We start from the raw sequence: 26973 nt of genomic DNA, 5'->3' as shown, positions 1-26973 counted from the left end.
CCCCCCCCCCCCCCCCCCCCCCCCCCCCCCCCCCCCCCCCCCCCCCCCCGCCTTTATGCCGATGACGCACACACCGTCCGGCGCAGCCGGCACGGGGCCGGGCCAGAGGTGGACGGCCAGTGCCGGGGTCATTGCGCCGGCGCGGCCGGGCAGCCGGACCAGTAGCCGTTGGCGGGAATCTGCTCGCCCTTCATCACCAGCGTCAGCGCGCCGAGGCGGGCGTTGTCGCCGACGACGGCGCTGTACAGCACCGCACTGCGCGGCCCCATGTACACGCGCTCGCCGATGGTGACATGGTCGATCTTCATCACGCGGTCCTCGAACAGGTGCGTCTGCGGGCAGGTCAGTGCATTCAGCTCGCTGTGATCGCCGATGTGCACGCAGTCGAATTCCGTGATGTCGGTGGTGTCCAGGTACACGCCCTTGCCGATGCGCGAACCGAGCAGATTGAACGCCAGCGGCAGCCACGGCGTGCCGCGCAGGTAGCGCATGAAGTTGGGCACGGCGATGCCCTCGTACAGGTTGGTCACGCCTTCCGACAACCACACGAACGGCGTCCACATCGGCTCCGATTGCTTGCGATAGCGGCCGATCAGCAGCCATTTCAGCAGCACCACGAAGACGTAGTTGCCGATGCCGTAGCCCAGGCCGGCCAAGGTCAAGTCCCATGTCACCTCGGCCCAGCGGCCGGCGCCAGCGGCCGGCATCACCGCCAGCACCAGAGTGTAGCCGACCGCGATCACCAGCGCATGCGGCGCGACGATGCGGAACGCTTCGATCAGGCCGCGGCCCAGGCGGCGCATCGGCGACGGATGGAAGGTCAGCCATTCCGGATAGCCGCTGGTCTGCTCGCGGGCCGGCAGGTTGATCGGCGGGGAACCCAGCCAGGTGTCGCCGCTCTTCATCTGGGCGTTGTCCGGCGCGCGCGAATGCACGCCGATCAGCACGTGCTCGGGCAGCACCGTGCCGTCCGGGATATAGGCGCCATTGCCGACGAAGCTGCGGTGCGATATCACGGTCGGCTGCATGATCATCCAGCCGCCGTCGATCTCCTCGTCGCCCAGCATGACCGCGTCGGCGATGAAGGTTTCGTCGCCAAGGGTCAGCATGTCCGGCACCACGCCAAGCGCGGTGGAGATCTCTGCATCCTTGCCGACCTTGGCGCCCAGCAGGCGATACCAGTACGGCGCGAACACGGTAGCGTAGATGCCGTGCAAAACGTTCAGGCTCGATTCCTGGATCTGGCTGACCAGCCACTTGGCGCAGTAGGTATTGCTGTGGATCGCCGAACGGCCGGGCTGCAAGCGTGGCAGCACGCTCCAGCGGATGCCGGCCGACAGCAGCGCCGTCAGGATGATCAGCACGGTGCTGGCGGGGAAGGCCAGCAGGAAGTAGCGCAGCAGGCGGATGCGCATGTCGTCGCCCTGTATCCACGGCAGCCAGCCGGCTTCGTCGAACCAGTCGATCAGCACGAAGCTGGGGAACACCGGCATGAAGAACAGCGTGACGATCAGCAGGATGCCGAACACGAAGAACACGCCTTCGCCCATGCGGCGCGCGGCGCTGGCTTGTGGGCGCGGCGGCAGGCGCGTGGTGTCGAAAGGCCCCATGTCGCGCGCCGGAGAACCGGCCCAGACGCGGCCCGCCGGTACGCGGCCGCCGTCGCCCAGCGCGGATTGGCCTTCAAGATGGCCCAGCGCTTCGACGTGCGTATTGCCTTCCAAGATGGCGAAGGAGCTGACGCAGGCGTCGTCCTCCAGCGTGATCCGGCCGAGCAGCAGGCGGCCGCGCTGCACGCGGGCGTTCTCGAAATTGACGGCGTTGCCGATGCTGACGTTGTCGCCGATGGTCAGCAGATCCGGCGAACGCAGCGTCATCGAGCCGATGATGACTTCCTTGCCGACCTTGGCCCCCAGCGCGCGCAGCCACCAGGCGTTGAGCGAGGAACCGCTCAACAGATAGGCCGGCGCCGATTCGACCAGCCGGTCCGCCAGCCACCAGCGGTAGTAGGTGATGCCCCACAGCGGATAGCTGCCCGCCTGCAGGCGGCCTGCGATCAGCCATTTGCCGGCGATGGCGATGGCGAATTCCATGACCGTGGCAAGCAGGAACACGCCGACCGACGCGGCGATGGCGAGCGGCACCGAGTCGCCGGGATCGCCGGTGAAGAAGTGGTAGGTGAAGAACGGCGCCAGCCACTGCGCCATGCGCAGTGCCACCAACGCCGGCATGGCGACCGCTTGCGCCAGGCCGCAGGTCCAGCGCTTGATCGCGGAGGGCGGCGTCCAGTCGGCTTCCTGCTCGGCCGCCTTCGGCGCGTCGGCCAGCACCTGCGCGATCTTGCCGACCTCGCGCTGCTGGTAGATGTCGCGCACGGTGATGTGGGCGAAGCGCGGATCGGCGCGCAAGGCGGAAGCCAGGCGCGCGGCGAAGAAGGAGTGGCCGCCAAGGTCGGTGAAGAAATCGGCGTTGCGCAGGATGGGCTGGCCGGGGAACAGCGTGGACAGCGCGGCGAACAGCGCCGCCTCGGCCGGCGTCTCGGGCAGGTCGGAATCTTCGGCGCTGCCGGCCGGCGGCGCGCTCAAAGGCATGGCCTTCAAGGCCTTGCGGTCGATTTTGCCGGAGGTCAGGCGCGGCATGGCTTCCTGCGTTTCGTAGCGGCCGGGGACCATGTAGGGCGGCAGCTTGGCGGCCAGGCCGGCGCGCAGTGCTTTGGTGTCGATTTCGGCGCCGGCGTCGGGCACGATGTAGGCCACCAGCTGGTCGATGCCGTCGTCCTTGCGCAGCAGGACGGCGACGGTGCCCACGCCCGGCTGCTGCGCCAGCAGCGCTTCGATCTCGCCCAGTTCGACGCGGAAGCCGCGTATCTTGACCTGGTCGTCGGCGCGGCCCAGGCACACCACTTCGCCGTCGGCGCCGATGCGCGCGAGGTCGCCGGTGCGGTACAGCCGCGCGTCGTGCACGCCGCTGGACCAGGGATTGGCCAAGAATTTTTCTGCCGTCAGGTCGGGGCGGCCGAGATAGCCGGCCGCCAGGCCCGGGCCGGTGATGCACAACTCGCCGATCTCGCCGCGCGGCAGCAGGCGCAATTCCCCTTTTCCTTCAGATTCCGTGTTCGCATCGATCACCAGCAGGCCGTAGTTCGGCAGCGGTGTGCCGATCGTGACCGGGTGGCCGGGCTGCAGGCGCGCCAGGCTGGCCGACACCGTCGCTTCGGTCGGGCCGTAGGTGTTGAACATCTGGCGGCCCGCGCGCGACCAGCGCTCCACCAGCGATTCCGGGCACATCTCGCCGCCGAGGTTAATCAGGCGCAGGCTCGGTACTTCCTGATTGAACAGCGCCAGCAGCGTGGGCACGGCGTGCAGCACGGTGACCCGGTTTTCATCCAGCATGCGCGGCAGCGTTTCCGGGTCGCCGCTGATTTCCTTGGGACCTATCCACAGCGTGGCGCCGACCAGGTAGGCGATCCAGATTTCCTCGAACGACATGTCGAAGGCGACCGAGAAACCCTGGTACACTTTGTCGGTGGCGCGCACGCCCAGCACTTCGTTCTCGCTGCGCAGGAAGTGGCAGATGCTGCGCTGGGTGATCAGGATGCCTTTCGGCTTGCCGGTCGAGCCGGACGTGTAGATGACGTAGGCCGGCACGTCGGGCGATACGGCGCCGCGGCGGGGCAGGATGGTGTCCGCCGCAGGCGCGGCCAGCAGCGCCTCGGCGGTCCACACGGGCCGGCCGGAATCGGCCAGCGCGGCCAGGCGCGGAACGAAGGCGGCGCAGGTCAGCACGCCGGCGCCTTGCGCGTCGTCGAGGCACACTTGCAGGCGGTCGACCGGCGTGTCTTCGTCGACCGGCAACCAGGCGGCGCCGGCCTTGGCGATGCCGGCCTGCAGCACCAGCAACTCGATGCCGCGCGGCAGCCACAGTCCGACGATCTGTCCCGGTCGCACGCCCGCATCGATCAGCCGCGACGCCACCAGGTCGGCCTGCGCGTTCAGTTCGCGATAAGTCAGCTTGCGCTCGCCAAAAATCAAGGCGAGCTGGTCGGGATTGCGCGCGGCGCTGGCTTCCAGCAAGTCGGCCAGTATCTCCTCGCGCAACAGCTCGCCTTGCGGCTTACCGTAAAGAACATCCGGGTGCGATTGGGAAATGTGTAGCGATACTGGGTCGTTCATGCTGATACTTTATTTTGTGTTGGCGCTGTCATTGTACGGTACGTCAGATGGTTCCCATAGAGGAAGAATGCAAGTTCCGCTTACAGCCTTTACAATAAGAAATATGGGATCTTCCCCTTGCACCGAAGGAGTCGCATGTCACCGAGCCGCCCGTTTATCGCCCCCATGCAATTTGACGATCCGATTGCCGCTTATGAGCAAGTCCGCGCCATCTACGATGCCAACATCGCGCACCTGCGCGACGCCATGAAACGCTTTGTCGCCGGCGAGGATGTCGGCGAACACGTGCGCGCCTGCTATCCCTTTGTCCGCGTCCATACCGACACCGTGGCCCGCGCCGATTCCACGCTGGCCTTCGGTTTCGTCGCCGGCCCCGGCACCTACGAAACCACGCTGACGCGGCCCGACCTGTATGCGCGCTACTACCAGCAGCAATTCAAGCTGCTGTTGAAAAATCACGGCAAGCATCAATTGCGGATCGAGGTCGGCACTAGCGCGCAGCCGATCCCGATTCATTTCTCGTTTGCCGAGCACGAGCACATTGAAGGCAATATGAGCGCCGAACGGCGGCTGTTGATGCGCGATGTATTCGATTTGCCGAATCTTGCCGCGATGGACGACGGCATCGCCAACGGCACCCACGAGCCGCCGCCGGGCGAGGCGCATCCGCTGGCGCTGTTCACGGCGCCGCGCGTCGACTACTCGCTGCAGCGCCTGCGCCACTACACCGGCACGTCCTGCGAGCACTTCCAGAAGTTCGTACTGTTCACCAACTACCAGTTCTACATCGACGAATTCGTCAAGCTGGGCCACGAGCTGATGGCGCTGGCGTCGACCGCGCCGGGCGACGACTACATCGCCTTTGTCGAGCCGGGCAACCTGGTCACGCGCCGCGTCGGCCAGGCGGTGGAGGCGGGCGATGCGCTGGGCGCGCCGCTGCCGCGCCTGCCGCAGATGCCGGGCTACCACCTGATACGCGCCGACGGCACCGGCATCTCGATGGTCAACATCGGCGTCGGTCCGGCCAACGCCAAGACCATCACCGACCACATCGCCGTGCTGCGTCCGCATGCCTGGCTGATGCTGGGCCATTGCGCCGGCCTGCGCAACACGCAGGAACTGGGCGACTACGTGCTGGCGCACGGCTATGTGCGCGAAGACCACGTGCTCGACGAGGACTTGCCGCTGTGGGTGCCGATCCCGCCGCTGGCCGAGGTGCAGGTGGCGATCGAGGCGGCGGTGGCCGAGGTGACGCAGCTGACCGGCCACGACCTGAAGCGCGTCATGCGCACCGGCACCGTCGCCAGCACCGACAACCGCAACTGGGAACTGCTGCCGCAGCGCACGCCGGAACGCCGTTTCAGCCAGAGCAGGGCGATCGCGCTGGACATGGAAAGCGCTACCATCGCCGCCAACGGCTTCCGCTTCCGTGTGCCCTACGGCACTTTGTTGTGCGTGAGCGACAAGCCTATGCACGGAGAAATCAAGTTGCCGGGCATGGCCAACCAGTTTTACCGCGACCGGGTTGACCAGCATTTACGCATCGGCATCCGCGCCTTGGAGCTGCTGCGGGCGCTGGGCGTGGACAAACTTCACAGTCGCAAGCTGCGCAGTTTCACCGAGGTGGCGTTCCAGTAGCAATATGCGAAAAAATCATGAAAGCCCGCTTGTGCGGGCTTTTTTTTCACTTGCGCCGCCGTTCCGATACTTTTTTTGATATCAAAAACCCCAAAAAATTGATTGGTTTGTTTTTTGTCCAGACCCTAAGATGAATTCCGAAGTCGCAGCAACATAACTATAAAACAGATAACACAGGAGACGTATGAAACATCTGACATCCGGGACTTGCGAGTCCCAGGCGAAGCATCGCCTCGTTTTAAAAACCGGCGTCGCAGTACTGGCCACGGCCGGCCTGATGAGCGCTTTCCCGGTACTGGCGCAGGACGCGCCAGCCAGCGACAGCGTGGTGGTGGTCACCGGCGTGCGCAAGGCAGCCCAGAGCGCCCAGAAAATCAAGCAGGACTCGGACAACGTCATCGATTCCATCGTTGCCGACGACATCGGTAAATTCCCTGACACCAACGTCGCCGAGACCCTGGCCCGCGTCAGCGGCATCCAGGTGCGGCGCGATGCCGGCGAGGCCAACACGGTGCTGATCCGCGGCCTGCCGTTCATCTCGACCTTCATCAACGGCCGCGAAATGTTCACCACCACCGGCCGCTACATCCAGCTGGCCGACATCCCGTCGACCATGCTGCAGCGCGCCGACGTCTATAAATCGCAAAGCGCCGAGATGATCGAAGGCGGCATCGCCGGCGCCATCGACGTGCGCACCAACCGTCCATTCGATTTCAAGGGCTTCCAGGTCAGCGTCCAGGGCGGTGCGAAGAATACCGACAAGGCCAACGCCACCGATCCGGAAGCTTCCGGCATGATCTCCAACCGCTGGAAGACCGGCGCCGGTGAATTTGGCGCCTTGTTCGGCGTCTCCTACGTCAAGAATCACTTCCACGAGGAGCGCGGCTTCGAGACCTTCCCGATCGATAAAAGCTTCGCCGCCCCGAATCTGACGGGCCCGGACCTGGTCGGCATCCAGGATATCTACGGCCAGCGCAAGCGCATCGCCGAGAACTTTGCCCTGCAATGGAAGCCGAATGCCGACGTCGAGCTGTACGCCGAAGGTCTGCACTCGTCGTTCAAGGGCCAGGACGAGACCGACTTCTTCGTCGGCTTGCCATGGGCCACCTCGCCGGACCAGATCAAGGTGACCAAGATCCCGGGCACCAACCAGACCGACACCATCGACTCGACCAACGCCTTCACCATCCTGTCGACCCAGGCGCGCGCCGCGGAAAGCATCGCTTCCCAGTATGCGATCGGCGGAAAATGGCGGGTCGCTCCGGGCCTGCGCACCAGCGCCGAAGTATCGCGCACCACCAGCTCGTTCGACTGGGTCAATCCCATCCTGGACACCAATCTGAACGTCGACAAGGTGCATATCAAGACCAACGTCGATGGCGGCGCCTTCGCCCAGTACCAGGGCGCGGCCTTGAACGATCCGAGCAAGATCTACCTGTTCCAGTTCTTCGACCGCTATGGCCATGACCGCGGCAGCTCCACCGACTGGCGTGCGGACGCGACTTACACGCCGGAGTCGGAAGGCTTGTTCAAGGAGTTCAATATCGGTGTGCGTGGCAGCGAACGCCGCGCCGACTCGATCAAGTCGCTGGAAGGCAGCGTGGGCGCCATTCCCGGCGTGACGATGGGCAGCATTCCGGGCCTGTCGTGCACCACCCAGCCGTTCTCGGTCAACTATGGCACGCCGAAGTGGAGCACCCCTTGCGCCGGCTTCATGATCGACCAGACCGGCGTGGTGCGCAAGGCCGTCACCGGCAGTTCGGCCGCCAAGGCCCTGGATCCGGCCTCCTTCTTCCAGGACAAGGAGCAGAATATCGCCGTCTACGGCAAAGCCAAGATCGGCTTCGACATGGGTGGCATCCCGGTCGACGGTGTGTTTGGCGTGCGGGTGACCAAGACCGACGCGGATCTGCTGGCCAACAACAACATCGTGACCTCCACTGGCCTGGTGTATGTCCCGGTCAGCAAGTCCAACTCCAACACCGACGTGCTGCCGAGCGCGAACATCAAGGTCACGCTGCGGCCCGACCTGCTGGCCCGCTTTGCCTATGCCAAGACGCTGACCCGTCCCGACTTCGCTGCGCTCAATCCAGCCACCGCCTACGTCAACTCGAACGGCACCACCACGCTGGCCACGGCGTCGGGCGGCAATCCGGACCTGAAGCCGGTCACCGCGCAGAACTTCGACGGCACGCTGGAATGGTACTTCGCCCCGACCGGCTACGTCAGCGGTACGCTGTTCCGCCATAACTTCGACGGCTACATCATGGGTAAGGGCGTGCAGGAGACCTTCCAGGGCGTGAACTACCTGACCACCCGTCCGTTCAATACCGACAAGGGCCACCTGCAAGGCCTGGAGCTGGCCTACCAGCAGTTCTACGATGGCCTGCCAGGATGGTTGAATGGCTTCGGTCTGCAGGCCAACGTCACCTTCTCCCAGGGCGGCGCGACGTCGTCGGCGGTGCCGGGACTGGAAGACAAGCCGTTCGCCGGCATGTCCAAGCTGTCCTATAACATCGTCGGACTGTATGAAAAGCAGGGGTGGTCCGCGCGCCTGGCGTATAACTGGCGCTCCAAGTTCACCCAGCTGTATGGCGACACCCCGGATCCAGCGCACCTGGCCGGCAAGGACCTGATCGCGGCGGCGATGTCGACGCTGGACGGCTCGCTGAGCTACAAGATCACGCCGCAGCTGTCGGTCAACCTGACCGGCACCAACCTGCTGAACTTCAAGTATCAGGACTACTGGCAGGACCCGGTGGTCTTCCCACGCGATACCCGTCGCTATGACCGCACCGTGGGCTTGTCGCTGAGCTGGAAGAACTAAGGCAGCTGCTTAAAACCGCCACGTCCCCGCCCTTGCGGGGATGTGGCATTGAGAGGTAATCGATGTCGAATCAAAAGTCGAATCAAAAGTTGTCGCTGTTGGAAAAAGTAGGCTTCGGCGCCGGCGACATGGCGCTGAACGTGGTGATCTCGTCGATGATGTTGATCATCACGTTCTTCTACACCGATATCTACGGCCTGAAAACCTCGGACCTGGCCTTGCTGTTCGTCGCCGTCAAATTCATCGGCGCCTTGTCCGACCTGGTGATGGGCCAGATCACCGACCGCTACGACAGTCCGCGCATGGGCCGCTACCGTCCATACCTGCTGTTCCTGGCGATCCCCTACGGCGTCAGCGTGTTCTTCGTCTTCACCACGCCCGACTGGGCCTACAGCGCAAAGCTGATCTGGGCTTATTCCACCTACATCATCATGACGGTGATGACTTCCGGCGTCGGCATCGCCTACATCTCGCTGCCCAGCAGCCTGACCGACGATCCGCAGCAGCGCCTGTCGGCCAACGGCTACCGCCTGTTCTTCGCCAAGATCGGCGCCTTCATGGTGACGGTGGTGGTGCCCATCCTGTCGGAACGCTGGGGCGGCGGCAGCGCGGCTGTCGGCTACCAGGCCGCGATGGCGGTGATGGCGGTGATCGGCATCGCGCTGTTCCTGTTCTGCTTTTTCACCACCACCGAGCGCGTGCGCCACGTGGTGCAGCGGCAATCGCTGCCGGCGCAGCTGAAGGTGCTGCTGAAAAACGACCAGTGGCTGATCCTGTGCGGCGTCTGCGTGACCGGCACCATCGGCTACGTGGTGCGCGCCTCGGCGGCGATCTACTATGCCAAGTACTACCTGGGCGGCGACACCGCCACCGTCGCCACCTTCCTGTCGATCGGCGTGGTGGCGGCCATCCTGTCGATGATCGCCTCGACCTGGATCACCAAGTTCTATTGCAAGGTCAAGCTGTTCCGCTGGACCCAGATCGGCGTCGGCGTCATCAGCGCCGTGATCTACTTCGCCGTCAAGCCGGGCGACGTGATGCTGGCCTTTGTGCTGTACTTCCTGCTGTCCTTCGTGGTGGACCTGCATGCGCCGGTGTTCTGGTCGGCCATCGCCGAGACCATCGACTACGGCCAGGTCAAGACCGGCAAGCGCGTGTCGGGCTTCGCCTTCGGCGGCATTTCGGTGTGCCAGAAGGCCGGCATGGGCATCGCCGGCGCGCTGGTCGGCGTGTTGCTGACCTATTTTGAATATCAGCCGAACCACGAGCAGACCGCCTTCGCGCTGCACGGCATCGTGCTGATGGTGACGCTGATACCGGGCTTCTTCCATACGGTGATGGGCCTGTTGATGTTCAAATACCGCGTCACCGACGAGTACTACACGGAAGTGAAGAAACAGATGGGAGCCCAATCCTATGTGGCAGTCTAATTTTTTGGAAGCAGAGATGGAAAGCAACGACGTATTGCAGCCGCTGATCGAACAGCGCGCCGATCCTTTTATCATCCGTCACAGCGACGGCTATTACTATTTCACCGCCTCGGTGCCGCAGTACGACCGCATCGAACTGCGCCGGGCGAAAACCATCGCCGGCCTGGCGGATGCGGAGAAGGTCGACGTCTGGCACAAGCCGGATACGGGCCCCTACAGCGAACTGGTTTGGGCGCCGGAGCTCCATTTCAACGACGGCGCCTGGTATGTGTACTTCGCCGCCGCGCCCAGCCGCGAGATCAAGCACAAGCTTTTCCAGCACCGCATGTACGCGATCCGCAACGCCAACGCCACCCCCCTGGAAGGCGAGTGGGAGTTCATGGGGCAGGTCGACACCGGCATCGACACCTTCTGCCTGGACGCCACCACCTTCACCCACAAGGGCCAACTGTACTACCTGTGGGCGCAGAAGGATGTCGCCATCGAGGGCAATTCCAACCTCTACATCGCGCCGATGAAGACGCCGTGGCAGCTGGGCGGCCCGCCGGTCATGCTGAGCAAACCGGAGTTCGACTGGGAGATACGCGGCTTCTGGGTCAACGAAGGTCCGTCGGTGCTGAAGAAGAACGGCAAGATCTTCATCAGCTATTCGGCCAGCGCCACCGACGAAAACTACGCCATGGGCCTGCTGTGGGCGAACGAAGACGCGGACCTGCTGGACCCGGCGTCGTGGACCAAAAACCCACAACCGGTGCTGCAAACCTGCTTCGAACACGGGGTCTACGGACCCGGCCATAACAGTTTTACCGTCGGCGATGATGGCGAAACCGTCATGTTGGTTTATCATGCACGCACCTACACCGAGATCATCGGCGACCCGCTGTGGAATCCGGACCGTCACACTTATGTCAAACCGCTGAAATGGGACGGGCAGGGTATGCCTGTATTCGGAAAACCGTCGATGGCTTAATGTCGTCACTCCCGCGTGCGCGGGAACCCATAGAACACATGCGGCGGCCGGCTCGGATAATTTTCCGCCGGCCGTCGTGCATTTGAAAGTCCAGAATGTCGCAAGCAACCATCACAGAATCTTCCTTCGGCCACCTGCCGGACGGCCGTGAGGCCACGCTTTTCACCCTGACCAACGCCAACGGCATGATCGCCAAAATCAGCAATTTGGGCGGCGTGATCGCCGAGCTGCACGCGCCGGACCGCGACGGCGCCATGGCCGATGTGGCGCTCGGCTTCGACAACCTGGCCGACTACCTCGGCGAATCGCATTACTTCGGCGCGCTGATCGGCCGCTACGGCAACCGCATCGCCGACGGCCGCTTCACGCTCGACGGCGAGGCATATCAGCTCGACGTCAACAACGGCGCCAATCACCTGCACGGCGGCAGCGAAGGCTTTCACCGCCGGCTGTGGGATGCCGAAACCTTCGCCACGCCCAAGTCGGCGGGCCTGATCCTGAGCTACCTGAGCGCGGACGGCGAGCAGGGCTACCCGGGCAACCTGGAAGTGACCGTCATCTACGAACTGCGCAACGATAACGAATTGCGTATCGCTTTCCACGCCATCACCGACAAAGCGACGCCGGTCAACCTGACCAACCACGCGTATTTCAACCTGGCCGGCAAGGGCGACATCCTGTCGCACGAGCTGACGATACCGGCCGATGCCTACACGCCGGTCGACGGCGGCTTGATCCCGACCGGCGAGCTGGCGCCGGTGGCCGGCACGCCGTTCGACTTCCGCGCGCCGCAAGCCATCGGCGCCCGCATCGCGCAGGAGGATGGGCAGCTGCGCCACGGTTCGGGCTACGACCACAACTTCGTGTTGAGTAAATCGCAGTCCGGCGCGCTGGAGGTGGTGGCGCGGGTGGTTGATCCGGCGTCCGGCCGGATGCTGGAAGTGCTGTCGCAGGAGCCGGGGGTACAGTTCTACAGTGGCAACTTCCTGCATGACGGCATGCGCGGAAAAGGCCGCATCTACGGCCATCGCAGCGGCTTCTGCCTCGAACCGCAGCACTACCCGGACTCGCCGAACCAGCCCGGCTTCCCGTCGACGATCCTGCGTCCCGGCGAGGAATACACGACGGTGATGGCCTACCGCCTCGGCGTCGCCGACTGATATCGATTTGGGTATCGAAGTCGAATAATAATTTATTGGAAAGATATCTCACTACAACTTAGTATGCCTTATCGATGCGGGGGCATGACATCCACGTCCCCGCACAAGAACATACTGAGGAGATATTCATGTCTGAAAATGACAAAAAGGTGAAGCTGCGCTCAGCCGAGTGGTTCGGCACCCAGGACAAAAACGGTTTCATGTACCGCAGCTGGATGAAGAACCAGGGCATCCCTGATCATGAATTTCAGGGCAAACCCATCATCGGCATCTGCAACACCTGGTCGGAACTGACTCCTTGCAATGCGCATTTCCGCAAGCTGGCGGAACACGTCAAGCGCGGCATCCTCGAAGCCGGCGGCTTCCCGGTCGAGTTCCCGGTTTTCTCCAACGGCGAATCGAACCTGCGTCCCACCGCCATGCTGACCCGCAACCTGGCCAGCATGGACGTCGAAGAATCCATCCGCGGCAATCCGATGGACGGCGTCGTGCTGCTGGTCGGCTGCGACAAGACCACGCCGGCGCTGCTGATGGGAGCGGCCTCCGTCGACATCCCGACCATCGTCGTCAGCGGCGGCCCCATGCTGAACGGTAAGCTGAACGGCAAGAACATCGGTTCCGGCACCGCCGTGTGGCAGCTGCACGAGCAGGTCAAGGCCGGCGAAATCACCATGCACGAATTCATGTCGGCCGAATCGGGCCACTCCCGCTCCGCCGGCACCTGCAACACCATGGGCACCGCCTCGACGATGGCCTGCATGGCCGAAGCGCTGGGCACCACGCTGCCGCACAACGCCGCCATCCCCGCCGTCGATTCGCGCCGCTACATCCTGGCGCACATGTCCGGCATCCGCATCGTCGAGATGGTGAAGGAAGGCCTGAACCTGTCGAAGATCCTCAAGCGCGAGAATTTTGAAAACGCGATCCGCGTCAACGCCGCTATCGGCGGTTCGACCAACGCCGTGATCCACCTGAAGGCCATCGCCGGCCGCATCGGCGTCGACCTGGAGCTGGAAGACTGGACCCGTGTCGGCCGCGGCACGCCGACCATCGTCGACCTGCTGCCGTCGGGCCGCTTCCTGATGGAAGAGTTCTACTACGCCGGCGGCCTGCCCGGCGCGATCCGCCGCATGGGGGAGGGCAATTTCGTGCCGCATCCGGATGCGCTGACGGTCAACGGCAAGAGCCTGTGGGAGAACTGCAAGGACGCGCCGATCTACGATGACGAGGTGATACGTCCGCTGGAGAATCCGCTGCTCAAGGATGGCGGCATCTGCATCCTGCGCGGCAACCTGGCGCCGCGCGGCGCCGTGCTGAAACCGTCGGCCGCTACGCCGGAGCTGATGCAGCATCGCGGCCGCGCCGTGGTGTTCGAGGACTTCGAGCACTACAAGAGCCGCATCGTCGATCCGGACCTGGACGTCGAGGCCAGCTCGATACTGGTAATGAAGAACTGCGGCCCGAAAGGTTATCCGGGCATGGCCGAAGTAGGGAATATGGGATTGCCGCCGAAACTGCTGGCGGCCGGCGTGAAGGACATGGTCCGCATCTCGGATGCGCGCATGAGCGGTACCGCCTACGGCACCGTGGTGCTGCACGTGGCGCCGGAAGCGATGGCCGGCGGCCCGCTGGGCATCGTCAAGGACGGCGACTGGATCACGCTCGACTGCGCCGGCGGCCTGCTGAACCTGGAGATTTCGGAAGCGGAGATGGCCGAGCGCCAGGCTGCCCGCGTCATCGGCAGCGCGCCGGGGCCGAAGACCGGCTACCAGAAGCTGTACATCGAACACGTGCTGCAGGCCGACGAGGGCTGCGACTTCGATTTCCTGGTCGGTAATCGTGGCTCGGCCGTGCCTCGCCATTCGCATTAATAAAAATACGGAGACATTATGCTGCTCGTACAATTCAAGAATGAACAAGGCGCGCGCCAGATCGGCGTGCTGGAACAGAACACCATCCGCGTCATCGAAGGCTACGATACGACCTACGCCCTGGCGCAGGCGGCGATACGCCAGTCCGTCGGCCTGGCCGACCTGGTCGCCAAGTCTGTCGGCGACGGCGTGCAGGCGTTCGACGCCGTCGCCGCCGCCGGCCGCCTGCTGCCGCCGCTGGATCACAGCGACGACGCGCACTGCTTCGTCACCGGCACCGGCCTGACCCACCTGGGCAGCGCCGATACCCGCGACTCCATGCACAAGAAAATCGGCGGCGACGTCGAGTCGCTCAGCGATTCGATGAAAATGTTCCGCCTTGGCGTCGAAGGCGGCAAGCCGGCCGCCGGCCAGGCAGGCGTGCAGCCGGAATGGTTCTACAAGGGCGACGGCTCCATCGTGGCCGCCAGCGGCCAGCCACTGAGCATGCCCGACTTCGCGCTGGACGGCGGCGAAGAGCCGGAAGTGGCCGGCCTGTATGTGATCGGCGACGACGGTCAGCCTTACCGCGTCGGCTACGCCATCGGCAACGAGTTCTCGGACCACGTGACCGAGCGCCAGAACTACCTGTATCTCGCCCACTCGAAACTGCGCGCCTGCGGCGTCGGCCCCGCGCTGCTGGTCGGCGAGGCGCCGGCGCACATCGAGGGCACATCGCGCATCTACGACGTTGAAGGCAAGGTACGCTGGGAGAAGGCTTTCTTCAGCGGCGAGCAGAATATGTCGCACACCATCGCCAACCTGGAGCATCACCACTTCAAGTACCCGCTGTTCAAGCGTCCCGGCGACGTGCATATCCACTTCTTCGGCACCGCCACGTTGAGCGTGGCCGACAACATCGTCGTCAAGCCAGGCGAAACGTTTGAAATCGACGCGCCGCAATTCGGCCCGGCCCTGCGCAACACGCTGACTGTCTATAAAACCGAAATCGCGAAAGTGAAAACATTATGATCATTACCGGCGAAGCACTGATCGGCGGCCACGCCGTCAAAGGTACCGGCGGCGCCATCCGCGCCTGGAATCCCACTACGCAGCAGTCGATGGAGCCGGAATTTCACGCTGTCGATGTCGGGCAGATCGACCAGGCCTGCCGCGCGGCAGACGCCGCATTCGACACCTTCCGCGCGCTGAGCGACGAGCAGCGCGCCGTTTTCCTGGAAACCATCGCCGAACAGATCATGGCGCTGGGCGATGTGCTGGTCGAACGCGTGATGGCCGAAAGCGGCCTGCCGCGTCCTCGCATCGAAGGTGAGCGCGGCCGCACCGTCGGCCAGCTGAAACTGTTTGCCAACCTGCTGCGCGAAGGCTCGTGGAACGATGTCCGTATCGACAAGGCGTTGCCGGAACGGACGCCGCCGCGTCCCGACCTGCGCATGCGCATGATCGGCCTCGGTCCGGTGGCGGTTTTCGCGGCCAGTAACTTCCCGTTGGCGTTTTCTGTGGCCGGCGGCGACACCGCGTCGGCCCTGGCTGCCGGCTGCCCGGTGGTGCTGAAGGCGCACTCCGCGCATCCCGGCACGTCCGAACTGGTGGGCCGCGCCATCGTCAAGGCGGTGGAGCTGTGCGGCCTTCCGGCCGGCGTGTTCTCGCTGTTGACCGGCAGCGGCAACGGCATCGGCCAGGAGCTGGTGCGTCATCCATCGATCAAGGCGGTCGGCTTCACCGGCTCGCGCAGCGGCGGTGTCGCGCTGATGGCGGTGGCTGCGGCGCGTCCGGTACCGATTCCCGTCTATGCGGAAATGAGCTCGATCAATCCGGTGTTCCTGATGCCTGCGGCGCTGGCTGCGCGTGCCGAGGAAATCGGCGCGGGCTTCGCCGGCTCGCTGGTCCTGGGCGTGGGGCAGATGTGCACCAATCCCGGCCTGGTGATCGGCGTCGCCGGTCCCGATCTGGATCGCTTCGCCAACGCCGCCGCGCAAGCGCTGGCCGGCGGCGCGGCGTGCGCGATGCTGTCGCCGGGGATCGCCGGCAGCTTCCAGCGCGGTATTACGCAACTGGCCGAGCATGCGGACGTGAAGACGCTGGCGCTGGCGCCGCAGGCCGAAGGCAAGGGCGCTCCGGCGCTGTTCGTCACCAGCGGCGCGGCGTTCCTGTCGCAGCATGCGCTGTCTGAAGAGGTGTTCGGTCCGGCCTCGCTGGTCGTGGCATGCAAGGATATGGCGGAACTGCGCCATATCGCCGAGAGCCTGGAAGGCCAGCTGACCGCCACGCTGCAGCTGGACGATGCGGATCTCGACGCCGCCCATGCGCTGCTGCCGGTACTGGAACGCAAGGCCGGCCGCATCCTGGCCAACGGCTTCCCGACCGGCGTGGAAGTCTGCAGCGCGATGGTGCACGGCGGCCCGTTCCCGTCGACGTCCGACGGCCGCAGCACGTCCGTGGGTACGGGCGCCATCGTGCGCTTCCTGCGTCCTGTGTGCTACCAGAACCTGTCGCAGGCACTGCTGCCGGAAGTCTTGCGCGACAACGGCGGCACCGCGTGGCGCCGCCGCGAAGGCGAGCTGACTCGCGACTAGCACAGTATCGAGGAATCCCCGCGATGACGGGGACCTCGCCATAATAAAAACGGAGACTGTATGACCCAATTGGCTAAGTTCGCCAGCCTGCGCGGCAAGCGCGTATTCATCACCGGTGGCGGCACCGGCATCGGCGAAGCGATGGTGATTTCCTTCGCGGAGCAGGGCGCGCAAGTCGCCTTTGTCGACATCGCCCGCGACGCCAGCCTGGCGCTGACGCGTCGCGTGAAGGAAGCCGGCTATCCCGAGCCGCTGTTTCGCCAGTGCGACATCACCAACATCCCCGCGCTGCAGGCGACCATGGTCGAGATGGCGACGCTGGTCGGCGACTTCGACATCCTCGTCAACAACGCAGCCAACGACCAGCGCCACGAGACAGCTGAAGTCACCCTGGAATACTGGAACGAGCGCATCGCCATCAACCAGCGTCCGATGTTCTTCACTTGCCAGGCTGTCCTGGAAGGCATGAAGAAAAAAGGCGCCGGCTCGATCATCAATGTCGGCTCGATTTCGTGGCACGTCAAGAATGCGGGCTACCCGGTGTACGCCACGTCGAAGGCGGCGGTGCATGGCCTGACGCGCGGCCTGGCCCGGGAGTTCGGAGAGCACGGCATCCGCGTCAACACGGTCACGCCGGGTTGGGTGATGACGCAGCGCCAGATCGACCTGTGGCTGGACGACGCGGGCGAGCAGGACATCAAACGCAACCAGTGCCTGCCGACCAAGCTGATGCCGCAGCACGTTGCCTCGATGATCCTGTTCCTGGCCGCTGAAGATGGTGCCATGTGCACCGCTCAAGAGTTTATCGTCGATGGGGGATGGGTATGAATACAACCAGCTATGCGGCAATAATCATGGCGGCCGTGTCGGCAGGCGCCGCCGCGTCTCCCTCCGCGCTGACCAGCCCGGACCGCCACATCGCCGTCAAGCTGCAATCCACCGCCGCCGGCACGCTGGCCTACACGATCACGCGTGACGGCAAGCCGGTATTGCTGGCTTCCGATCTCGGCCTGCAGTTGCAGGGCGCGGACCTGGCCAGCGGTTTGAAAATCACCGGGACCAGCAAGGCGCATGCCGTCAGCGATCATTACCAGATGGCTGTCGGCAAGCGGCGCGACATCACCTACCGCGCCAACGAACAGACCTATTCGGTACAGAACGCGCAGAAGCAGAAGATGGACATCGTCTTCCGCGTGTCGAACGATGGCGTCGCCTTCCGCTATGTGGTCGCCGATACATCGCTGCCGCACAAAAAACTGATCCAGGAGCGCACCACGTTCGCGCTGCCGTCCGAAGCCAAGGCCTGGATGCAGCCGATCGCAGTCGCGCAAACCGGTTGGGGCAGGACTAATCCGTCATACGAAGAGCACTATCTGATGGACGTCCCGGTCGGCACGCCATCGCCTTCGCCCGCAGGGTGGGTGTTCCCGGCGCTGTTCAAATCCGGCGTCAACTGGGTGGCGATCTCCGAAGCCGGCATGGATGGCAGCTTCCAGGCTTCCCGCCTGGCGCCGCAATCCGTCGGCGGAAAATACAGCATTGGCAATCCGATGGCCGAGGAGGTCTACACCGACGGCCGCCTGATGGCCGAAGTCGAAGGCACGCTCACCACGCCGTGGCGCCTGTTGGCACTGGGTTCCTTGCAGACGGTGACCGGTTCCACGCTCGGCACCGACCTTGCCGCTCCAGCCATCGCTTTCGATAAATCGCTGGTCAAGCCCGGCCATGCGTCGTGGAGCTGGGCGCTGATGAAGGACGATGCCACCGTCTACGACGTCCAGAAAAAGTTCATCGACTACGCCGCCGACATGCATTGGGATTACACCCTGATCGATGCCGACTGGGACCGTAAGATCGGCTACGAAAAGGTCAAGGAACTGGTCGACTACGCCGCCACCAGGAACGTCGGCATTCTGCTGTGGTACAACTCGTCCGGCCCATGGAACTCCACCGAGTATTCGCCGAAAAGCAAGCTGCTGACCCACGAACAGCGCGTCGCCGAATTCAAGCGCCTGCATGACATGGGCGTCAAGGGTGTCAAGATCGACTTCTTCAACGGCGATGCCCAGTCGATGATCGCCTACTACGTCGCCATCCTGCGCGATGCGGCCGACGCCGGACTGCTGGTCAACTTCCACGGTGCCACGCTGCCGCGCGGCTGGACCCGCACCTGGCCCAACCTGATGACGATGGAAGCCGTGCGCGGCATGGAGTTCACCACCTTCGAGCAGGCCGACGAAGACAAGATGCCGACCCACGCCGCCATGCTGCCGTTCGCTCGCAACCTGTTCGATCCGATGGACTTCACGCCGATGGTCTTCGGCGACATCCCGAAGATCAAGCGTACTTCCAGCAACGGCTTCGAGCTGGCCACGTCGGTGTTGTACATCTCGGGCATCCAGCACTTCGCCGAGATCCCCGAAGGCATGGCTACCGTGCCGGCCTACGTGAAGAGCTTCCTGCAGGAGCTGCCGCGCAGCTGGGACGACAGCCGCCTGGTCGACGGCTATCCGGGCCAATACGCCGTCGTCGCGCGCCGCTCGGGCGACAGCTGGTACATCTCCGGCATCAACGCCACCGAGTCCGACAAGACGCTGACGCTGGACTTGTCCTTTGCCGGAGCCAAACAGGGAACGATCATCGCCGACGGCGATGGCGAACGCAGTTTCAGCCAGCGCGATATCGCCGCAGGCAAGAAAGTAGCAGTAACGATCAAACCGCACGGCGGATTCGTCATAAAACTATAAACAGGAGATAGACTATGAACCAAATTAAACGCGGCGTATTCGCCTTGTGCCTGCTGGCTTCCGGCGGCGCCTTCGCGGCCGACACGATCGGTCTCACCATCGACGCCGGCAAGCCCGGTGCGGTCATCAACAAGGATGTCTACGGCCAGTTCGCCGAGCACCTGGGTACCGGCATCTACGAAGGCATGTGGGTCGGTCCAAAATCGAAGATCCCCAACACCAAGGGCTGGCGCAACGACGTGGTCGGCGCGCTGAAGGCGATGCACGTGCCGCTGGTGCGCTGGCCGGGCGGCTGCTTCGCCGACGAGTATCACTGGAAGGACGGCGTCGGCCCGCGCGAGAAGCGCCCGGTCAAGGTCAACACCAATTGGGGCGGCGTGGCGGAGTCCAATGCCGTCGGTACGCACGAGTTCTTCGACCTGGTCGACCTGCTGGGCGCTGACGCCTACGTCAACGGCAACCTTGGTTCCGGCAGCGTCCAGGAGATGTCGGAGTGGATCGAGTACATGACGTCCGACAGCAAGTCCACGCTGGCCGAGCTGCGCCGCAAGAACGGCCATGAGAAACCATTCAAGGTCGCCTATTTCGCCGTCGGTAACGAGGCGTGGGGCTGCGGCGGCAATATGACGCCGGAGCACTACGCGGACCTGTACAAGAACGTCGAGACGTTCCTGAAGGCGCCGTCGTCCAGCCGTCCGAAGCTGATCGCCAGCGGCGGCAACGACAGCGATACCAGCTGGTCCGATGTGCTGAGCAAGCAGCTCAAGCGCCAGACCGACGGCATCAGCTTCCACTACTACACCATCCCGACCGGGAAGTGGGAAGTGAAGGGCGCGGCAACCGGATTCCCTGAAAAAGAATGGCTGTCCACGCTGAGCGCCACACTGCGCATGGATGACCACATCCGAAAAAATGCCGCGGTGATGGACAAGAACGATCCGGAGAAAAAACTGGGCCTGTTCGTCGATGAATGGGGCACCTGGTACGACGTGGAGAAGGGCACCAACGCCGGCTTCCTGTTTCAGCAGAATACCCTGCGCGATGCGGTTGTTGCAGCGCTTAACTTCAACATCTTCCATGCCCACGCAGACCGGGTGCGCATGACCAATATCGCGCAGATGGTCAATGTGCTGCAGTCGATGATCATCACCGACAAGGACAAGATGGTGCTGACGCCGACCTATCACGCCTTTGAAATGTATGCGCCGTTCCAGGGCGCGACCACGCTGCCGCTGACGCTGTCGAACAATCCGCAGTACACCGTGGATGGTGCCGGCATTCCCGAGATCAGCGCATCGGCCGCACGCGGCGCGGATGGCAAGCTGTATCTGGCGCTGGTGAACACCAATCCAGGACAGGCTGCCGACGTGGCGGTCAATATTCCGGGCCAGACGATCAAGGCATTGAAGGGCCGCGTGCTGACTGCCGCTGCGATGGATGCGCATAATACTTTCCAATCGCCGCAAGCAGTGAAACCTGCGCCATTCACCGCCACCGGCGTCGATGGCAAGGTGACGGTGAAGATTCCTGCCAAGGCTGTGATCGTGGTGGCGGTGGAGTGAGGGCATGACGGTGCACGATATTTCCCTGTCGCGCCGTAAGGCCATCGCCGGTGGCGTGGCCATGCTGCTGGCTGGTTGCGGCGGTGGAGGAGGCGGCGGCAATCCAGTTGCCGCAACTCCGACGCCTACGCCTACGCCAACACCTACGCCAACACCCACACCGACGCCAACGCCGACGCCGACGCCGACGCCGACCACCATCACGTTCGCCGACGCCTCGGTCCACGATCCCGCCCTGATCAAGGTGGACGGTACCTACTACGTCTTCGGCTCGCACCTGGCCGCGGCCAAGTCGACGGACCTGATGAACTGGACCAAGTTCGCCGACGGCGTCAACGCCACCAATCCGTTGTTCAATAACGTGGTGACCTCGCTGGCCGACACCTTCACCTGGGCGCAGGTCACCGACCTGTGGGCGCCGGATGTGGTCAAGCTGGGCGACGGAAAGTTCTACTTCTACTACAACGCCTGCAAAGGCGACTCGCCCCGTTCGGCGCTGGGCGTGGCTGTGGCGGACAAGGTGGAAGGCCCGTACGTCAACAAGCAGATCATGCTCAAATCCGGCATGTGGGGCCTGGTCAGCGAAGACGGCGTGAACGTCTACGACGCGCTGACGATGCCGAACGTGGTCGACCCGAACACCTTCTTCGACAAGGATGGCAAGCTGTGGATGATCTACGGCTCCTATTCCGGCGGCATCTTCATCCTGGCGATGGATCCGGCGACCGGCCTGCAGAAGCCCGGCCAGGGCTACGGCAAGCACCTGATGGGCGGGAACCATAGCCGCATCGAAGGCGCGTACGTGATGTACAGCCCGCAGTCGAAGTACTACTACCTGTTCACGTCCTTCGGCGGATTGGACGCCAATGGCGCCTACAACATGCGCGTGGCCCGCTCGCTGAACCCGGACGGTCCGTATGTGGACGCCAAGGGCAACGACATGGCCAACGTCAAGGCCAATCCCGCGCTGCCGCTGTTCGACGACGCCAGCATCGCGCCGTTCGGCCAGAAGATCATGGGCAACTACCAGTTCGCGCTGGCCGACGGGGAATCGGGCACGCCGCTGGGCTATGTATCGCCGGGCCATAATTCGGCCTATTACGAAGCGTCCACGGGCCAGTACTTCCTGGTGTTCCATACCCGTTTCCCCGGAACCGGCGAGCTGCATCAGATCCGCGTGCACGAGATGTTCATCAACGAGGATGGCTGGATCGTTGTGGCGCCGCTCCGCTACGCGCCGCTGAGCAAGAACTCGACGCCGTTGGCGGCCGAGGTGACGGCGGCCGATGCGGCCGGCTCGTACAAGATGATCAACCACGGCAAGGATATTACGACGGCCATCAAGTCTTCGCAGGCCATCAAGCTGGCGGCCGACGGTACCGTGTCGGGTGCGGCAACCGGCACGTGGAAGCATAACGGCGCCAACAAGATTACGATTGCGCTGGGCGCTACCGGTACTTTCAATGGCGTGCTGTCGCGCCAGTGGAATACCAACGCCAGCGCCTTCGTGGTGACGTGGACCGCGCAGTCGGTTGACGGCGTGTCGATCTGGGGCGCGCGCACAGGGAGTTGAGATGAAGTCTGTTGTATTTGCATTGGGGCTGGCGGCGCTTTCCGCGCTTCCCGCCTGCGCCGCCAAGGAAGTCAGCGTCCATGATCCTGTCATGGCGAAGGAGGGCGATACCTGGTACGTGTTCAGCACCGGACCGGGTATCACGTTCTACAGTTCGAAAAACATGAAGGACTGGACACCCGAAGGCCGCATCTTCAAGGACCAGCCGGTGTGGGCCAAGAGTGTGGCGCCTGGCTTCGACGGCCATGTCTGGGCGCCGGATGTGCATTTCCATAACGGGAAATACTATTTGTACTATTCCGTTTCAGGCTTCGGCAAGAATGCCTCGGGCATCGGAGTCACCGTCAACAAGACGCTGAACCCGCGCTCGCCCGACTATCGCTGGGAAGACAAGGGCCTGCTGCTGCAATCCGTACCGTCGCGAGACGATTGGAATGCCATCGATCCGAATGTCGTCGAAGATGACAAAGGCGAGGCCTGGCTTGCCTTCGGCTCGTTCTGGAGCGGATTGAAGCTGGCGAAGTTGAACCCGGATTGGACCGGCCTGGCCGCACCGCAGGAATGGCAGGCAATCGCCAGCCGCCTGCGCGTGCCATCCGTGGGCGGCAAGGTGTCCGCGCCGGACGAGATCGAGGCGCCGTTCATCTTCAAGAAAGGCGGCTACTACTATCTCTTCGCTTCGTTCGGTCTGTGCTGCCAGAAATCCAACAGCACCTATCACGTGGTTGTCGGTAGGGCCAGGAACGTCACCGGTCCTTACCTGGACAAGGACGGGGTGGACATGTTGAAGGGCGGCGGTTCCACGGTGATCGCCGGCGACAAGGACTGGAAAGCGCTGGGTCACAACGGCGCCTACACCATCGACGGCAGGGACTACATGGTGCTGCACGCCTACGAGACCGCGGACGACTATCTGCAGAAGCTGAAGATCATGGAGATGAAGTGGGACGCCAGCGGTTGGCCGGTGGTCGATCCCGCGGATCTCAACAAGTATCGCAGCAACCAGCTGCCATCGCCATGAAGATATTGCGCAGCCTCGCTGCCGCCGTTGCCATCGCGTTTGCCGCCGGCGCGGCGCCGGCGGCGCCGTTGCAGCTGTTTCCGCTCGCCGACGTGCGGCTGGGAGATAGTCCCTTCCTGGAAGCCCAGCGCACGGACCTGCATTACCTGCTTGAGATGGAGCCGGACCGGCTGCTGGCGCCATTCCTGCGCGAAGCCGGCCTGCCGCTGAAGCAGCCCAGCTACGGCAACTGGGAATCCAGCGGCCTTGACGGCCACCTTGGCGGCCACTATCTCTCGGCCCTCGCGCTGATGTACGCCTCGACCGGCGACGAGGAAGTCCTCAAGCGGCTGAACTACTTCGTCGCGGAACTCAAGCGCTGCCAGCAGAAGAACGGCAACGGCTACATCGGCGGCATCCCGGACGGCGGCGCTGCGTGGCAAGCCATCGCCAAGGGCGAACTCCATGCCGACAACTTCTCCGTCAACGGCAAATGGGTCCCGTGGTACAACCTGCACAAGGTCTACGCCGGCCTGCGCGACGCCTACACCTATACCGGCAACCAGGATGCCCGCGCCATGCTGATCGCGATGTCCGACTGGGCGCTGGAGCTGACCTCGCACCTGAGCGAAGAACAAATGCAGTCCATGCTGCGCAGTGAGCACGGCGGCATGAACGAGGTGCTGGCCGACGTCGCCCAGATGACCGGCCAGAAGAAATACATGGACCTGGCGATACGCTTCTCGCACCAGGCCATCCTGCGTCCGCTGGAAGAGGGCAAGGACCAGCTCACCGGGCTGCACGCCAACACGCAGATCCCCAAGGTGATCGGCTTCAAGCGCATCGGCGACATCACCGGCCGCCGCGACTGGCAGCAGGCGGCGCAATTCTTCTGGCAGACGGTGCACGATCACCGCACCGTCGCCATCGGCGGCAATAGCGTCAAGGAGCACTTCAACGACGACAAGGACTTCTCGCCGATGGTGGAAGAAGTCGAAGGTCCGGAAACCTGCAATACCTACAACATGCTCAAGCTCACCGAGCTGCTGTTCCTTGGCGATGCCAAAGGCAGCTACAGCGACTACTACGAGCGGGCGTTGTACAACCACATCCTCTCGTCGCAGCGGCCCGACAGCGGCGGCTTCGTCTACTTCACGCCGATGCGGCCGAACCACTACCGCGTCTACTCTCAGGTCGACAAGGCCATGTGGTGCTGCGTGGGCTCCGGCATCGAAAGCCATGCAAAGTACGGGGAGTTCATCTACGCGCATCGAGGCGACGATCTTTACGTGAACCTGTTCATTCCATCGACGCTGAACTGGCGCGAACAGGGCGTGACGATCACGCAAGCCAACCGCTTCCCCGACGAAGACACCAGCACGCTGGTGGTCAAGGGGAGCAAGGCGTTCACGATGAAGATCCGCTATCCCGAGTGGGTGGCGCGCGGCGCCTTGCGCATCACCGTCAACGGCAAGCCTGTGGCGGCCGACGCCGGCGCGGACCGCTACGTCAGCCTGCGCCGCCAATGGCGCGACGGCGACAAGGTCGAGATCCGCCTGCCGATGAAAACCCATCTGGAGCAGATGCCGGACAAGTCCAACTACTATGCGGTGCTGCACGGCCCTATCGTGCTGGCGGCGAAGACCGATCCGTTTGCAGGCGAAAAGCTGAACTTCTTCGCCGACGACTCGCGCATGGGCCATGTGGCGCAAGGCCAGGTATGCCCGATGGAGTCGGCGCCGATGCTGGTCAGCGATACCAAGGCTTTCATGGACCGCTTCAAGCCGGTGCCCGGCAGGCCGCTGACGTTCACTGCGCCGGGGCTGGTGCAGGGGAAGAATGTCGGCAGCGTGACCTTCATCCCGTTCTTCCGGCTGCACGATTCGCGCTACGTGGTCTACTGGCCGTATTCCACGCCGGCCAACCTGGCGTCCATGCAGGCCAAGGCCGCGCAGGACGAGGCGGAGCGCCTGGCATTGGATGCGCAGACGATAGATCAGGTGGCGCCGGGCGAGCAGCAGCCGGAGTCCGATCACTTCTTCAAAGGCGAGGGGGCCGACGCCGGCATCAGCAAGGGCCGTCACTGGCGCCATGCAAGCGGCTGGTTCAGCTACGAGCTGACCGACAAAAAGGCCGAAGCCCGCACGCTGCGGCTGACATATTCAACTTTGGATGCCGGACGCCATTTCGATATCTTTATCAACGACCGGTTGCTGGCCGAGGTTGCGCTGGATGGCGCCGCGCCGCAGGAAATCTACACCCGGGACTACGCCATTCCAGCGGCTATGCTGGGCGGCGGCAAGCTGGTGGTCAAATTTGTCGCCCGCCAGGGATCGAGGGCGGGCGGCTTGTACGGCTTGAGACTGCTGCGTTGATATCGAAATCGATATCGATATGATGGAAAATATCATTGGATAGATATTTCCCTTTCTCATAGTATATGAACCATAAAATATACAAATTCATTCGGAGACTTCGCTATGACATGTAATCGCAGAACCGTACTGGCCGCCGCGTTCTTGGCCGCTTTCACCGCCGTCACTCCCGTTTTTGCGGCCAAGCCGCTGGTGATCGGCTTTTCGCAGGTCGGCGCCGAAAGCGAGTGGCGCACCGCGAACACCGTTTCGATCAAGGACGCCGCCAAGAAGGACGGCATCATCCTCAAATTTGCGGACGCCCAGCAGAAGCAGGAAAACCAGGTCAAGGCGATCCGTTCCTTCATCGCCCAGCGCGTGGACGTGATCGCGTTTTCGCCGGTGGTGGAATCTGGTTGGGACACCGTGCTGCGCGAAGCCAAGGCCGCCAAAATTCCCGTCATCCTGACCGACCGCGCGGTCAACGTCAGCGATCCTTCGCTGTACGTGACCTTCATCGGTTCGGACTTCGTCGAGGAAGGCCGGCGCGCAGGCCGCTGGCTGCTCGATCGCGCGAAGAAGACGCCCGATGCCGTCATCAATATCGTCGAACTGCAAGGCACCGTCGGTTCGGCGCCGGCGCTGGACCGCAAGAAGGGCTTTGAAGAAGTCATCGCCACCAATCCGAAGCTGAAGGTGATCCGCTCGCAGACCGGCGACTTCACCCGCGCCAAGGGCAAGGAAGTGATGGAAGCCTTCCTCAAGGCCGAAGGCAAGAAGATCAACGTTCTGTACGCGCATAATGACGACATGGCCATCGGCGCGATCCAGGCGATCGAGGAAGCCGGCATGAAGCCTGGCAAGGACATCGTGGTGATTTCGATCGACGGCGTCAAGGGCGCCTTCGAGGCGATGATCGCCGGGAAGCTGAACGTGACGGTGGAATGCAGCCCGCTGCTCGGCCCTCAGCTGATGCAGATCGCGCGCGATGTGGTGGCCAACAAGCCTGTGCCAAAGCGCATTACGACCCAAGAGAGCGTGTTCCCGGCTGAAGTCGCGGCCAAGGAATTCCCGAACCGTAAATACTGATCCG

At 63.5% G+C, this 26973-nt stretch carries 16 protein-coding genes; 15 read left to right on the top strand and 1 reads right to left on the bottom strand.

Annotation, left to right across the window (positions count from 1 at the left end; genetic code table 11):
- Positions 1–128: 128 nt before the first annotated feature.
- The gene (locus tag ACCD07_RS05125) at positions 129–4172 is read right to left on the bottom strand and encodes a Pls/PosA family non-ribosomal peptide synthetase (RefSeq protein ID WP_413446704.1); all 4044 of its coding nucleotides are present in this window, start codon (positions 4170–4172) and stop codon (positions 129–131) included.
- Positions 4173–4307: 135 nt separating this feature from the next.
- Between ACCD07_RS05125 and ACCD07_RS05120 the strand changes: the two genes are divergently transcribed.
- The 15 genes from ACCD07_RS05120 to ACCD07_RS05050 all read left to right on the top strand — a co-directional run bounded on the left by ACCD07_RS05120 (position 4308) and on the right by ACCD07_RS05050 (position 26969).
- Positions 4308–5810, top strand: a complete 1503-nt coding sequence (locus tag ACCD07_RS05120) for an AMP nucleosidase (protein WP_176651455.1) — start codon at positions 4308–4310, stop codon at positions 5808–5810.
- Between the two features lie 184 nt (positions 5811–5994).
- Positions 5995–8637 (top strand): TonB-dependent receptor, encoded by a 2643-nt coding sequence (locus ACCD07_RS05115; protein ID WP_176651454.1) that lies wholly within the window; start codon positions 5995–5997, stop codon positions 8635–8637.
- A gap of 62 nt (positions 8638–8699) precedes the next feature.
- On the top strand, positions 8700–10067 hold the full coding sequence (locus ACCD07_RS05110; protein ID WP_176651453.1) for an MFS transporter: 1368 nt from the start codon (positions 8700–8702) through the stop codon (positions 10065–10067).
- A gap of 16 nt (positions 10068–10083) precedes the next feature.
- Entirely contained in the window at positions 10084–11037 is a 954-nt protein-coding gene (locus tag ACCD07_RS05105) for a family 43 glycosylhydrolase (protein ID WP_413446703.1), read from the top strand.
- A 95-nt stretch (positions 11038–11132) separates the two neighbouring features.
- Entirely contained in the window at positions 11133–12197 is a 1065-nt protein-coding gene (locus ACCD07_RS05100; protein WP_176651451.1) for an aldose epimerase family protein, read from the top strand.
- A gap of 128 nt (positions 12198–12325) precedes the next feature.
- The gene (locus tag ACCD07_RS05095) at positions 12326–14068 is read left to right on the top strand and encodes an IlvD/Edd family dehydratase (protein ID WP_176651450.1); all 1743 of its coding nucleotides are present in this window, start codon (positions 12326–12328) and stop codon (positions 14066–14068) included.
- 18 nt (positions 14069–14086) lie between these two features.
- Entirely contained in the window at positions 14087–15079 is a 993-nt protein-coding gene (gene araD1, locus ACCD07_RS05090; protein WP_413446702.1) for an AraD1 family protein, read from the top strand.
- Positions 15076–16644: an aldehyde dehydrogenase (NADP(+)) gene (locus ACCD07_RS05085; protein WP_413446701.1), complete on the top strand. Its 1569-nt coding sequence runs from the start codon at positions 15076–15078 to the stop codon at positions 16642–16644. The genes araD1 and ACCD07_RS05085 overlap by 4 nt, the downstream gene beginning before the upstream one ends.
- 60 nt (positions 16645–16704) lie before the next feature.
- Positions 16705–17472, top strand: a complete 768-nt coding sequence (locus ACCD07_RS05080) for an SDR family oxidoreductase (protein WP_176651447.1) — start codon at positions 16705–16707, stop codon at positions 17470–17472.
- Entirely contained in the window at positions 17469–19391 is a 1923-nt protein-coding gene (locus ACCD07_RS05075) for a glycoside hydrolase family 97 catalytic domain-containing protein (RefSeq protein WP_413446700.1), read from the top strand. The genes ACCD07_RS05080 and ACCD07_RS05075 overlap by 4 nt, the downstream gene beginning before the upstream one ends.
- A gap of 14 nt (positions 19392–19405) precedes the next feature.
- Positions 19406–20953, top strand: coding sequence for an alpha-L-arabinofuranosidase C-terminal domain-containing protein (locus ACCD07_RS05070; RefSeq protein ID WP_176651445.1), 1548 nt, complete (start codon positions 19406–19408; stop codon positions 20951–20953).
- A gap of 4 nt (positions 20954–20957) precedes the next feature.
- Positions 20958–22526, top strand: a complete 1569-nt coding sequence (locus tag ACCD07_RS05065) for a glycoside hydrolase family 43 protein (RefSeq protein ID WP_413446699.1) — start codon at positions 20958–20960, stop codon at positions 22524–22526.
- A 1-nt stretch (position 22527) separates the two neighbouring features.
- Positions 22528–23547 carry an arabinan endo-1,5-alpha-L-arabinosidase gene (locus tag ACCD07_RS05060; protein WP_413446698.1) on the top strand — a complete coding sequence of 340 codons (1020 nt, stop codon included), beginning with the start codon at positions 22528–22530 and terminating at the stop codon, positions 23545–23547.
- Positions 23544–25901 (top strand): beta-L-arabinofuranosidase domain-containing protein, encoded by a 2358-nt coding sequence (locus ACCD07_RS05055; protein WP_413446697.1) that lies wholly within the window; start codon positions 23544–23546, stop codon positions 25899–25901. Before ACCD07_RS05060 ends, ACCD07_RS05055 begins: the two co-directional genes overlap by 4 nt.
- 105 nt (positions 25902–26006) lie before the next feature.
- A complete protein-coding gene (locus tag ACCD07_RS05050; protein WP_413446696.1) occupies positions 26007–26969 on the top strand; it encodes an ABC transporter substrate-binding protein in 963 nt (320 codons plus the stop codon).
- Positions 26970–26973: the final 4 nt, after the last annotated feature.

It is taken from the genome of Duganella sp. Dugasp56, assembly GCF_047304105.1.
Classification (GTDB): Bacteria; Pseudomonadota; Gammaproteobacteria; order Burkholderiales; family Burkholderiaceae_D; genus Rugamonas; species Rugamonas hordei.
Note: the sequence above shows the minus strand (reverse complement) of the source record. Positions and strands in the feature narration are given on the sequence as shown.